At 41.1% G+C, this 12,051-nt stretch carries 13 protein-coding genes; 2 read left to right on the top strand and 11 right to left on the bottom strand.

Annotation, left to right across the window (positions count from 1 at the left end; translation table 11 throughout):
- Positions 1 to 57 precede the first annotated feature (57 nt).
- Entirely contained in the window at positions 58 to 717 is a 660-nt protein-coding gene (locus P9989_RS11085) for a YneB family resolvase-like protein (RefSeq protein WP_283074985.1), read from the bottom strand.
- Positions 718 to 1,031: 314 nt separating this feature from the next.
- On the opposite strand from P9989_RS11085, the gene lexA reads away from it, so the two are divergent.
- Complete coding sequence (lexA, locus tag P9989_RS11080) at positions 1,032 to 1,655, top strand: transcriptional repressor LexA (RefSeq protein WP_283074984.1); 624 nt, start codon at positions 1,032 to 1,034, stop codon at positions 1,653 to 1,655.
- Positions 1,656 to 1,756: 101 nt separating this feature from the next.
- Here the strand turns inward: lexA and glnA are convergent, their stop codons facing one another.
- The 7 genes from glnA to miaA all read right to left on the bottom strand — a co-directional run bounded on the left by glnA (position 1,757) and on the right by miaA (position 8,510).
- Positions 1,757 to 3,088: a type I glutamate--ammonia ligase gene (glnA, locus tag P9989_RS11075; RefSeq protein ID WP_283074983.1), complete on the bottom strand. Its 1,332-nt coding sequence runs from the start codon at positions 3,086 to 3,088 to the stop codon at positions 1,757 to 1,759.
- An 18-nt stretch (positions 3,089 to 3,106) separates the two neighbouring features.
- Positions 3,107 to 3,508 carry a MerR family transcriptional regulator gene (locus P9989_RS11070; RefSeq protein WP_283074982.1) on the bottom strand — a complete coding sequence of 134 codons (402 nt, stop codon included), beginning with the start codon at positions 3,506 to 3,508 and terminating at the stop codon, positions 3,107 to 3,109.
- Between the two features lie 118 nt (positions 3,509 to 3,626).
- Positions 3,627 to 4,886 carry a methionine gamma-lyase family protein gene (locus P9989_RS11065; RefSeq protein ID WP_283074981.1) on the bottom strand — a complete coding sequence of 420 codons (1,260 nt, stop codon included), beginning with the start codon at positions 4,884 to 4,886 and terminating at the stop codon, positions 3,627 to 3,629.
- Positions 4,887 to 4,900: 14 nt separating this feature from the next.
- Entirely contained in the window at positions 4,901 to 6,139 is a 1,239-nt protein-coding gene (gene hflX, locus P9989_RS11060; RefSeq protein ID WP_283074980.1) for a GTPase HflX, read from the bottom strand.
- Between the two features lie 80 nt (positions 6,140 to 6,219).
- The gene (locus P9989_RS11055; RefSeq protein ID WP_283074979.1) at positions 6,220 to 7,161 is read right to left on the bottom strand and encodes an AAA family ATPase; all 942 of its coding nucleotides are present in this window, start codon (positions 7,159 to 7,161) and stop codon (positions 6,220 to 6,222) included.
- A gap of 150 nt (positions 7,162 to 7,311) precedes the next feature.
- The gene (gene hfq, locus P9989_RS11050) at positions 7,312 to 7,536 is read right to left on the bottom strand and encodes an RNA chaperone Hfq (protein WP_283074978.1); all 225 of its coding nucleotides are present in this window, start codon (positions 7,534 to 7,536) and stop codon (positions 7,312 to 7,314) included.
- A 38-nt stretch (positions 7,537 to 7,574) separates the two neighbouring features.
- Entirely contained in the window at positions 7,575 to 8,510 is a 936-nt protein-coding gene (miaA, locus tag P9989_RS11045) for a tRNA (adenosine(37)-N6)-dimethylallyltransferase MiaA (RefSeq protein WP_283074977.1), read from the bottom strand.
- A gap of 185 nt (positions 8,511 to 8,695) precedes the next feature.
- On the opposite strand from miaA, the gene P9989_RS11040 reads away from it, so the two are divergent.
- On the top strand, positions 8,696 to 9,055 hold the full coding sequence (locus tag P9989_RS11040) for a helix-turn-helix domain-containing protein (protein ID WP_283074976.1): 360 nt from the start codon (positions 8,696 to 8,698) through the stop codon (positions 9,053 to 9,055).
- 87 nt (positions 9,056 to 9,142) lie between these two features.
- Here P9989_RS11040 and P9989_RS11035 read toward each other — a convergent pair whose 3' ends face one another.
- Genes P9989_RS11035 through P9989_RS11025 form a run of 3 tightly spaced genes read right to left on the bottom strand, consistent with a single transcriptional unit; the run spans position 9,143 to position 11,900 of the window.
- Complete coding sequence (locus tag P9989_RS11035; protein ID WP_283078797.1) at positions 9,143 to 10,258, bottom strand: ABC transporter substrate-binding protein; 1,116 nt, start codon at positions 10,256 to 10,258, stop codon at positions 9,143 to 9,145.
- A 20-nt stretch (positions 10,259 to 10,278) separates the two neighbouring features.
- On the bottom strand, positions 10,279 to 11,058 hold the full coding sequence (locus P9989_RS11030) for an ABC transporter ATP-binding protein (protein ID WP_283078796.1): 780 nt from the start codon (positions 11,056 to 11,058) through the stop codon (positions 10,279 to 10,281).
- A gap of 20 nt (positions 11,059 to 11,078) precedes the next feature.
- Positions 11,079 to 11,900 carry an ABC transporter permease gene (locus P9989_RS11025; protein ID WP_283078795.1) on the bottom strand — a complete coding sequence of 274 codons (822 nt, stop codon included), beginning with the start codon at positions 11,898 to 11,900 and terminating at the stop codon, positions 11,079 to 11,081.
- Positions 11,901 to 12,051 lie beyond the last annotated feature (151 nt).

Raw genomic sequence — 12,051 nt, 5'->3', positions numbered from 1 at the left:
CCTGGTATTCGCCATGAAAAAGACAAGCGTCACCAGACCCTTGTTCTATTTCATATGTTACCCGTCCTCTTGCTGTTTTTCAAGTGAGACGTATTCCTGATACCTGCGATGGACAGTCGCTTTAGAAACACCATAGCCAAGCCCCCGCAGTGTTGCTGCAATTTCTTTAAAGGTTAATTTGTTGTTCCTTAATCGAACTACTTCTTCTATAGGAAAAACAAGTCGTTCTCTTCCTGGAGCCAAGTGCTGGTTCGACAAATTATGGCTGGGATCGTATCCTTCCTTAACAGCCTTTCTCATCCCTCGCTTAATTTTCATATTATGTATCTTTCGCTGATATTCTTCAACAATTCCGACAATTTGCAAAACCATCGAATCTGATTCAGAGATTTGCAACTCACCTTCATGAGAAAGAGAATAAATACGAACATTAAGCTTATGAAACTGATGAAAAAGCGCAATTTTTGTATTTCCTCGACCTAATCTTGTCTCGTCCTGAATAAGAAGGGCCTCTGCTCGTTCATTTGCAAAATGGTCTAGCAAGCAGAAGACACCCTCTCGTTCGATCTCATATCCGCTGGCTTGCTCTTCAATGCAATCTATTACTTCTATGGATTGGTGCTCAGCCAGCTGCATTAATTCACTCCGTTGTCTTTTTAAAGAGGAAACTTGTGCTTCCTTCTCGGTACTTACACGACAATATAGAACTGCTTTCATGATGTCTCACCTCTTGATTGGATCAAAACAAGGATAACGCATTTATAAACTTGTGACCATAGAGAAATATAAGAAAGCTAGACTGGCTGCAAACAACAGGATATACGTAATATCGAGCTTAGAAAGTTTATTAAACATGTCATTCATCCTCCCGATTAGAACAACCGTTCTTAGAAACGTTTGTTCGCTTTTGTTACTTTTATTATATACGAACAATCGTTCCTGTCAAGATTTGTTTCGAACGCTTGTTTGCATTTTTTGAAACCACATGGTACACTGTTGTTACTATAATCCTATGTACGAGGTGTCAGTCTATGAATAAACTTTCAAAACGTCAGCAAGCAATACTAGATTTTATTAAAGAACAGGTATTATTGAAGGGGTATCCTCCTTCTGTAAGAGAAATTGGACAATCCGTCGGCCTCGCCTCAAGCTCGACCGTTCATGGACACCTTTCTCGGTTAGAGAAGAAAGGTTATTTAAGAAGAGATCCTACCAAACCCCGAGCAATAGAAGTGATTGACTTAGAAGAGGATCAGAGCATTCCAAGGGGCGAAGCTTCTTATGCTCCCGTTATTGGTAAGGTAACAGCCGGTTCACCGATCACTGCTATAGAGAATATTGAAGAGTATGTACCTCTCCCGAATTCATTGGCGGGATCAGATGAAAATACATTTGTCCTTGTTGTTCAGGGAGATAGTATGATTGAGGCTGGTATTCTGAATGGAGATATGGTCATTGTTCGCCAGCAGCAAACTGCTCAAAATGGCGACATAGTAGTGGCTATGACAGAAGATGAAGAAGCTACCGTAAAACGGTTTTTCAAAGAGAAAAAGCATATTCGCTTACAGCCTGAGAATGCAACAATGGATCCCATTATATTAAGTGATGTTTCTATACTAGGCAAAGTAGTCGGACTTTATCGCACGGTCCATTAAAAAAGACCGGGAGCATATCAATTGCTCCCGGTCTTTTTTAATGGACTACAACAAAAGCCCCCATGAAGCCTTATGGCTTCATGGGGGCTTTAATCTTAATCTTAATATGTTTGCAGGTACTGTTCGCGTTCCCAAGGATGTACTTGAGTACGGAACATATCCCATTCGATTTCTTTAGCTTCAATGAAATGTTCAAACAAATGCTCTCCAAGAGCTTTAACCATTACCTCATCTGACTGCAGTTCGAGAAGCGCATCAGAAAGTGTTGCAGGTAAATCTTTAACACCGTGTGCTTCGCGTTCTTTTTTATCCATCACATAAATATTGCGGTCAACCGGGGCAGGAGCCTCCAGCTTGTTCTCAACCCCATCAAGTCCAGCAGCAAGCAGTACGGCCATCGCCATGTACGGATTCGCTGCTGGATCAACACTGCGCACTTCAATACGTGTACTCAGACCGCGTGAAGTCGGAACACGAACGAGCGGGCTGCGGTTTTGTCCTGACCATGCTACATAACAAGGAGCTTCATAACCAGGAACCAAACGCTTATAAGAATTGACTGTTGGGTTGGTTACAGCTGTGAAATTAGTCGCATGCTTCACAATGCCCGCTGTAAATTGATAAGCAACATCAGATAACTGCTCTTTGCCATTTTCATCGAAGAAGGCATTTCCGTCTTTATTGAATAAAGACATATTGGCATGCATCCCTGATCCATTCACACCAAACAATGGTTTAGGCATGAAAGTTGCGTGTAACCCATGCTGGCGGGCAATTGTTTTAACTGCCAATTTAAAGGTTTGAATGTCATCACAGTGCTTAACTGCATCGGAATATTTAAAGTCGATCTCATGTTGACCAGGCGCGACTTCATGGTGAGAAGCTTCGATTTCAAAGCCCATCTCTTCAAGTTCAAGTACAATATCACGGCGGCAATTTTCACCTAAATCAGTTGGGGCCAAATCAAAGTAACCGCCTTTGTCATTCAATTCCATGGTAGGTTCACCATTAACATCAAGTTTGAAAAGGAAAAACTCAGGTTCTGTTCCGATATTAAAGGCTGAAAATCCTAATTCTTCCATTTTCTTCAGATTACGTTTCAAATTATAACGCGGGCACCCTTCAAATGGTGTCATATCGGGGTTATAAATATCACAAATGAATCGTGCAACTTTTCCCTTTTCAGATGACCAAGGGAATACAACGAAGGTATCAAGATCTGGCACTAAGTACATATCCGATTCTTCAATTCGGACAAATCCTTCAATGGATGAGCCGTCAAACATCATCATCCCGTCAAGTGCTTTATCTACTTGACTTACTGGAATTTCAACATTCTTAATCGTACCCAACATATCCGTAAATTGTAAACGGACAAACTTTACGTTTTCCTCATCAATCTTCTTGAAAATTTCTTCTCTTGTTAATCCCATGTGTCTCCTCCTATGTCTTTAGTGGAAGAATCGTGATAATTCTCCCTGCCTTATACTAGCCTTTCCCTGCCTTCCCGCGGTGAATAATTCTTGTTGTAACATTCGGCGAAGTTCTTTGTCAGTGAGTTCATGACGGACTTCCACTTCTTCTCCGCTGTATGTTTCCTTCTCCGGTTGATGAGTAAGTGTAAGCACCTGCTTAATTCCAGCCATATTCACACCTTTTTCAATAAGGTCTTTAATCTCAAGCAAACGATCGACATCATTAAATGAAAAGAGCCGCTGGTTGCCGTTTGATCGTACTGGATTTACTAACTGATGCTGTTCATAATACCTGATTTGCCGGGCAGAAAGATCAGTTAAGGATTGTACAATCCCCATCGGGAACAACGGCATGGAACGACGAATTTGATCACTCATCGATTTGCCACCCCCAAAAGAAATTCTACACTTATCATATAACGGATGTAATTAATATGTCAAGCTATGTTAGGTAAGCTAACATGAAATTGTATCAAAAAAACTGAAGGTTTGAACTTCAGTTTTTCTGAATTGTGTTTGATTGTAAAAAGCCTGATTGAATTAATTCCTCTGCAGCCCGGCTTACCGCAATTTTCACATGAGCATAAGTCAATCCACCCTGCACAAAAGCTGTATAAGGTCTTCTAAGCGGCCCGTCAGCAGTCAGTTCTAAACTGGCACCTTGTATAAAGGTCCCCGCTGCCATAATGACGTCACTATCATATCCAGGCATCGGACTTGGGTGTGGCGTCACATGGGAATTAATCGGAGATGCTGCTTGAATGGCCTGACAGAATCGCACCATCTGTTCGGCATTATCAAAATTAACTGATTGGATCAAATCTGTCCGCGGCTCATCAAAGCTTGGCGAAGTGGAAAACCCTAGTGAATCAAGAAACTTCGCAGTAAATATAGCACCTTTTAACGCCTCTCCGACTACATGGGGAGCCAAAAATATCCCCTGATACATCTCTTGTAATGTATTTAAACTAGCTCCCGTTTCTTTACCTAAACCCGGGGCTGTCAGACGATAACTGCACAATTCAATTAAGTGCTTTCTCCCAGCAATATAACCACCAATCCGCGCCAGGCCACCACCCGGGTTTTTAATGAGTGATCCTGCTATAAGGTCCGCTCCCACTTCTACAGGCTCCTGGTCTTCGACAAATTCACCGTAGCAATTATCCACAAACACAATGGCATCTTCTTTTAAGGATCGTACATAACGGATCATCTCTTTTATCTCACTTATGGTGAATGAGGGACGATCAGCATAACCTTTAGAGCGCTGAATGGCGATAACCTTTGTACGTTCAGATACCGTTCTCTTAACTAATTCCCGATCCACTTCCCGGTTATTCTTTAAAGGAACAGCCTTGTAAGTGATCCCAAAGTCAGCCAGGGATCCTTTATCCTGACCAGCTTTATCACCAATAACTTCTTCTAACGTGTCATATGGATCTCCGGTCATATAAAGGAGCTCATCCCCTGGTCTTAAAACACCAAAAAGAGCTGTGGTAATCGCATGTGTACCTGAAATAATTTGCGGTCTGACTAGGGCATCTTCCGCTGAAAAAATCTCAGCATAAAGTTCTTCTAAAGTATCTCGTCCAAAATCATCATACCCATAGCCTGTTGTGGGATTGAAATGCGAATCAGACACTTTCAGCTTTTGAAAAGCATCCAGTACTTTTCGTTGATTTTTTTCTACTACCGCTTGTACATACTCGTGCTGCGAGCGAATTTGGTGCTCTGCTGATTCTATACGTTCATTCATCTTTCTCTTCCTAACTATTGTAAAATCTTATTTTTCAGCGGATGATCCGGGTGGATAAACCCATGTAAGGCATACCCCTCTCGATCTTCATGAAACTTAACTGAAACAACAATACTGTCCTGTTTAAATTGCTGAAGCTGCTTCCCTTCTGAAGCACGGATAAAGACGTTATATTCATACCATTCTTCCTTCAGGGTGTTTTCTACTTTATCCAGGATTCGCTTGATATCAATGGGGTCATGTACACTCACTGTCAATGATGGGAAGACACTTGGGATAAAGTCATCTTGCAGAAGATCCCGTTTATTATAAACAGTAAGAACAGGTAAGTGATCCGCTTGTAAATCTTTTAATAATTTATGGACAGTCTTTTCCTGTTCTGAATGGTCTGGATGGGAGGCATCCACCATATGAATAATAAAATCAGCTTCAGTCACTTCTTCCAGGGTTGAACGGAAAGCTGCAATCAACGTTGTCGGCAAGTCTTGAATGAAACCAACCGTATCAGAAATAAGCGCCTTAAACCCCGAAGGGAGGCTGACTTGCCGCGTTAATGGATCGAGAGTAGCAAACAGCAAGTCCTCTTCAAACGAGTCACTATCTGTCACTTTATTAAAAAATGTAGATTTACCAGCGTTCGTATACCCAACGATCGCTATTTGAAAAGCATAGTTAACTTCGCGCCTTTTTCGATATTGATTCCGTTGTTTTACAACGGTTTGAAGACGGCGCTTGATATCATCAATACGCCGTTGAATATGACGCCGATCTGTCTCCAGCTTCGTTTCACCTGGTCCTCTCGTCCCGATTCCGCCGCCAAGTCTGGATAGCTCCGTGCCTTGCCCGGCAAGCCTCGGCAATAAATATTGCAGCTGGGCGAGCTCAACTTGAAGCTTCCCTTCTTTCGTTCTTGCACGGCTTGCAAATATGTCTAGTATAAGCTGGCTGCGGTCAATAACTCTTCTTTCCAAACGGTCAGAAATATTTCGCAGTTGGCCAGGTGATAACTCGTCATTAAAGACAACGATATCTATTTCTGCCTCACTCTGGTCAATTTCTTCTTTTATTTCAGCTAACTTTCCTTCGCCAATATAAGTAGCCGGGTGGATTCGTTCGCGTTTTTGAATCATTATTTTTTTCACTTCTCCCCCGGCGGTTTCCGTTAGCGATTGCAATTCCTCCAGGGAAGAAGCAAATCGTTCTTCTTGTTGGGCAGGGTCTTTTCTTGCCACGAGTATAACTTGTTCTTTCATTCCTATTGGATTCACCCTTTTCCTTATGAAACACGTTTGTTCTATCATATCAGAGAAGGTTGATGAACACACAAATTCTCTTAGTGATAGCGTGACTTCTCAAATAGTAGTTGAAAATCTTCTGCTTCTAGAGTAGTTAAGGTTGCTTTTTCGTGATTGGGATAGCTTGCTACCCTGAAAGCATGTTTGCGGATAGCCTCTTCAATGATATTTCTAACATATCTCGCATTTGAAAAATTATGCTGGGAGTGATAACAAACTGATACTAAATGTTCGTACAGTTTCTTGCTGGCTTGATGGGAAAGAACATAATCCCTATCCTGAACCATGTGATCTGCAATGGCCGATAGCTCCATTGCTGAATAGTCATCAAAGTCAAGTTGAATAGGAAAACGCGAAGCAAGACCCGGATTCATTCTCATGAAATTGTCCATTTCATACGGATAACCCGCAAGGATAATCACCAATTCGTCATGGTGATCTTCCATGCACTTCACAATCGTATCAATCGCTTCTTTACCAAAATCTTTATCTCCCCCGCGGGCGAGCGAGTAAGCTTCATCGATAAAAAGCACTCCTCCGAGAGACTTCTTAATTAAATCCTTGGTTTTCTGTGCGGTGTGACCAATATACTCCCCGACAAGATCACTGCGGTCAGCTTCTATAAAATGCCCCTTCTCTAAAACCTCCATCTCCTGAAACAGCGCTGCAACCATTCGTGCAATCGTAGTTTTACCTGTTCCTGGATTGCCCTTAAAAACCATGTGCAACACCTGGCCATTTGACTTCAGACCCATATCTTTTCTTTTTTGGGCGATAAGCACTTGAGCGTAAATTTCTTTTACACGATGCTTCAATTCCTGCAAGCCGATAATAGGCTTAAAGTAATGATCAATTTTTCGAAAAGGAGCCATATGCTTTCCCTTTACAGAAGGAGATTGTACGGCATCCGCCTTCCCTTTCGCTTCATTCAGTACGATGTTAATCGTGCCCGGGCGTGCCGCTTTAGCTTGTGGATACACATCGATCCCTCCTCATTCCCTGTATCATACGCTAGGCGGGAAGAATCTGTGCATCTGCCCAGTAAGAAATATAGTGATCCTGTTAACAAAGTAATCATGAAGCTTTTTGCACAGAAAAAACGAGCACATCATTGTGCTCGTTATAAATCTTTATTCCTTATCAAGCGCGACATTTTTCACTGGCGCGAAAGTGGAAATGGCATGCTTGAAAATAAGTTGTTGTTTACCATCCGTTTCAAGTAATACCGTAAAGTTATCGAAGGCTTTCACTACTCCTCGCAATTGAAAGCCGTTAAGTAAGAAAACCGTCACTTGCATACGTTCTTTCCTTAATTGATTTAAATAATTATCCTGAATGTTTACGGACTGAGCCATGAATCTTCCTCCTCTTTTCTATCTATATTAATTACATTCTAGCTTTCTTCCAGCATTCCTGCTAAATCATTTAAAATTTTTTCGAATTTTGCCTTATAATAATTCGGGTGAATCTCATACCAGTTAACATTTAATTTATTTTTGAAATAAGTGTACTGCCGTTTGGCATATCGTCTGGAATTTCGTTTCAATAATTCCACCGCCTGAGACAGCGTATATTCGCCCTTAAAATATGGGATAAATTCTTTATAACCAATCGCGCTCATCGATTGACTTCCTTCCAATCCACGACCAAACAGCATCTGAACCTCGTCAAGCAAACCTTCTTCCATCATTTGATCAACACGGCCGTTAATTCGTTCGTATAGCAACTCCCGCTCCATTTCAAGCCCGATAAGGATGGGGTGAAATGGTGATTCTGATTTTTGCTGCTCTTGATATTCACTCATCGTTTTGCCTGTCGTTTCATAAACCTCAAGCGCCCTCAAAACACGCCGCTTATTATTGGGGTGAATTTTCTCAGCTTGGACAGGATCGACGCTTGCTAGACGCTCGTACATCTGTTCGTTCCCACATTCTTGGAGTTGTTTTTCAAGACGATCAAGAACACGCTCGTCTTTCTCCTGATTAGAAAAGTTAAAATTATATAACGTTGCTTCTATGTATAACCCTGTCCCACCCACTAACACCGGGCATTTACCACGCGAAGCAATTTCTTCAATAAGTGATTGAACTCGCTTTTGAAACTCCGCAACAGAAAACGATTGATTTGGGTTCTTTATATCAATCATATGATGAACAACACCATTCATTTCCTCCTCTGTTACCTTCGCTGTCCCAATGTCCATACCACGGTATATTTGCATTGAATCTCCACTAATAACTTCACCGTTAAAATGTTTAGCCACTTCAATGCCTAATCTTGATTTCCCAACCGCAGTAGGGCCGACGATACTCACTACCTTCTGTTTCAAATAAACACACACCTTCCGCTACACCCATTATACACCAATCACTCTATACGAGTCTGCAAACTCGACAACTAACGGATTTAGTTATCTATACTAACGGTATCCGTTATATTTAATAAACATTCTCGTTAGTTTAGGTATCGACTTTCGTTAGTTTATGCTATAATAGCAGAAAGGAGGCGTTAGACGTGATTTATCAACGCATTCGGTCATTAAGAAAAGAGAGATATCTAACTCAAACGATGCTTGCTGAAAAAGTAGGCGTTTCCGCACAAGTAGTATCGAACTGGGAGCGTCAATATACTTCACCAGATCTTGAGGATCTCTCTAAAATTGCCCACGCCCTCAGGACGACCGCCGACTACCTTCTGGGATTAAGCGATGAAAAAGAGGATGAAATGAGAGAGATCAAACTCTTCTTAAAAGACAAAGGCTATGATAAACCTGTCATTTTCGATAAAGAAGCATGGCTTAATGTTCAGCCTGAAGAAATCAATCAAATTGAAAATTACTTCCGATTCTTGCTGCAACAGAAACACCCGTCTTAGTTTCCGTGAAAAGCATTATGTAAATATATAGGTAAGAGCAGCTGAAATTTATTACCTATTCCAGCTGCTCTTTCTTACATTCGTTATTTATTTTTCATATTCCCCGATTATTTCAGCTGCTTTTTCAGTAATAGAAGTATCGATAGCTTTATCGAAATCTATCTCTCCACGTATCGCTCCATTCTTTTTATACATCTTATATTGTTTCTTTATATCTTCAATAAACATTTCACCATTTGGGTTTAACCCCGTGACTGCAACTTCTTTCCATATCTTAGGGTCTTTTAGCGCTGTGTATTCTGTCATAATATCAATGATTTCATCGGTTCCTTCCCCTTTAATAAAGGCATCATTGTAATCACGTACTCCTTTTAAATAGGCTGCCATAAACCGCAGCGAAACATCCGTTTCTTTTTTAATGAAGTCAGGCGCCCCTAATACCATAGCGATTTGAGCTTCTGGCGCATAGTCAGTCGCGTCTCCAAATCGGCTGTGTATCCCTTGTTGAATCCCTTGAGTAATAAGGGGCTCAATTTGAAGAGCAGCATCAACGGAGCCGCTGCCGATTGAGGCGAGCATATTACCAAAGTCTGACATCAGTACAAACTCGACATCTTCTTCTGTTAAACCAGCATATTCTAACATTCTATGAAAAATGTAATCATCTACCGCGTTTTGAGATGAAACAGCAATACGTTTCCCCTTAAAATCTGAATATTCCTCTATTTCACCCTTTAAGTCGTTGCGAATGACAAAGGAAAAATAAGAATCTCCTTTAATGTTGTGCCCTTTATCAGCAATAATCTTTACATTGATTCCCTGAGCGATAGCATTAAAAAATGATGCCGTAGACACACCCCCGGCGATATCAACTTCTCCTGCCGCCAGGGCCGGAAGCATATCATCACTATTTGCGAATTGAGCGAATTCCACTTCAATATTATAGTCTTCAAAATATCCTTTTTCATTGGCGATATAAAATCCCGCTCCTGAAGCCGAACCATCTTCTGCGATGACAACTGTTACTTTCTCTTCAAGTGGTGCCAGATCTCCCGATGGATTGTTTTCATTCACTTCATTCGTAACCTTATCGTTCGATTGATCTTCGTCCCCTGCTTGATCTGACTGCCCTGAGGAACATCCACTTAAGATTAGAACAAACAAAAGCAACGGCAGGACATACAGGATCGTAAATTTTTTCATGTTCGATCTCTCCTCTTATCTTAAACTCTCGAACCTTGCACCTCATCTTGCAAATGGTTCCAAATTTCTACAAAATTATCTGCCATCGTCTGATTAGCTCGAACTTGTTCCATTGTTCTCGGGCGGGGCAAATCGATTATCTTTTCATCGATAATTCTACCAGGTTGAGAACTCATTAATAGAATTCTGTCACTAAGCAACAACGCTTCATCGATGCTATGTGTAATAAAGAGTACCGTTTTTTTCGTTTCTGACCATATCGTTAATAATTCTTCTTGAAGAATAAATTTATTTTGTTCATCCAGGGCACCAAAAGGTTCATCCATTAATAATATTTCCGGATCATTAGCAAATGCCCGTGCTATACTTACCCGCTGCTTCATTCCGCCAGACAACTCTTTTGGATACAGCTTCGCAAATTTATCAAGGCCAACTTTGGCCAAGTAATAAGCGGTTCGTTCTTTGACCGTCCTTTTCGGCAAATGCCTCATCCTAAGGCCAAAAGCCACATTCTCTTCAACCGTTAACCAGGGGATCACACCTCGTTCTTGAAAAACCATAGATTGCAGTGGTCGGTCTTCCTTACCTTGAGCGATGGAAAACGTACCAGTGCTTGGATTTTCCAGACCTGCGAGAATTCGCAGCAACGTCGTTTTTCCACATCCGCTCGGTCCGATTAGACATACAAACTCACCATCTTTAATATCTATCGTGATCTCTTTTAAAGCTGTGACACTACTGTCTTTTTTGTAAAAAACTTTCGTCAGATCCTGAAGCGAAATTTTCGGTTTATGATCCATGTCATCACCTCTCCGCACTGTTACCTCCACGGTAATAACTTTCTTTGAAACCCTCTTAAAATAAGGGAGAATAGATACCCGAAGAATGAAATGAGTACAAGGCCTACATACATTTCTTTTAATAAGAAGGCATTATAGGAGGTCCAAATTAAATATCCGATCCCGGAATTAGCACCCATCATTTCAGCAGCTACAATAGTTAAAAGAGCGATAGCCTGCCCCATTTGAATACCCTCTATCATGACCGGAAGCGAACCCGGCAAAGCAATTTTAAAGAAGAAATCTTTAGAGTTAGCTCCATAATTTTTGGCTACATCCAAATAAATCCGGTCAATGTTCACAACTCCGGCAACTGTATTAATAACAACTGGAAAAAACACACTTCCTGCGATCGTTACAATTTTCGAAACTTCACCAACTCCAAATATAATTAAAATAATGGGCAATAAAGCCAAAGTCGGTATTGGCATAAGCGCCATAACAAGCGGTGAAAAGAAATGACGTAACGGAGAATATAATCCCATTAAAAGGCCTAGGATCACTCCGGGTATAACCCCGAGCAGAAACCCGGCAAATATTCTATATAATGAAATACCTATGTGGTTATATAACTCTCCGCTGGCTCCCATCGCCACAAACGTTCCGACAATTTCTGACGGTGGCGGGAAAAACCTTGCATCAACTAGACCTGTTCTGGATAAAAACTCCCATAATATTAATATAAATATTGGTGAAGAAATTGTAAGTAATTGTTTAAACCTTGACCTTACCTGTCGTTTTTTCCATTCTTCATGCTCAATCGCAAAAGGATCATGTTCTACATTCACGTTTTTTTCCTCCATCGTTCACCACCTCTTTAGACAAATAATATGTACGATCGCCTATAAGTGTGAAAAGGAGCAACATAACTTTTAGAATCATTGCAGTGTTGTTTCGTTCTACGGAGATTTCTCATAAGCTCACTTCTTCCCCAAGCATCTCCCCGTGTATCAA

Source organism: Halobacillus naozhouensis (genome assembly GCF_029714185.1).
Taxonomy (GTDB): domain Bacteria; phylum Bacillota; class Bacilli; order Bacillales; family Halobacillaceae; genus Halobacillus_A; species Halobacillus_A naozhouensis.
Note: the sequence above shows the minus strand (reverse complement) of the source record. Positions and strands in the feature narration are given on the sequence as shown.

Coding starts and splice junctions, on each gene's coding strand:
- P9989_RS11085 (WP_283074985.1), bottom strand. CDS start 717: ATGAAAGCAGTTCTATATTGTCGTGTAAGTACCGAGAAGGAAGCACAA.
- lexA (WP_283074984.1), top strand. CDS start 1,032: ATGAATAAACTTTCAAAACGTCAGCAAGCAATACTAGATTTTATTAAA.
- glnA (WP_283074983.1), bottom strand. CDS start 3,088: ATGGGATTAACAAGAGAAGAAATTTTCAAGAAGATTGATGAGGAAAAC.
- P9989_RS11070 (WP_283074982.1), bottom strand. CDS start 3,508: ATGAGTGATCAAATTCGTCGTTCCATGCCGTTGTTCCCGATGGGGATT.
- P9989_RS11065 (WP_283074981.1), bottom strand. CDS start 4,886: ATGAATGAACGTATAGAATCAGCAGAGCACCAAATTCGCTCGCAGCAC.
- hflX (WP_283074980.1), bottom strand. CDS start 6,139: ATGAAAGAACAAGTTATACTCGTGGCAAGAAAAGACCCTGCCCAACAA.
- hfq (WP_283074978.1), bottom strand. CDS start 7,536: ATGGCTCAGTCCGTAAACATTCAGGATAATTATTTAAATCAATTAAGG.
- P9989_RS11035 (WP_283078797.1), bottom strand. CDS start 10,258: ATGAAAAAATTTACGATCCTGTATGTCCTGCCGTTGCTTTTGTTTGTT.
- P9989_RS11030 (WP_283078796.1), bottom strand. CDS start 11,058: ATGGATCATAAACCGAAAATTTCGCTTCAGGATCTGACGAAAGTTTTT.
- P9989_RS11025 (WP_283078795.1), bottom strand. CDS start 11,900: ATGGAGGAAAAAAACGTGAATGTAGAACATGATCCTTTTGCGATTGAG.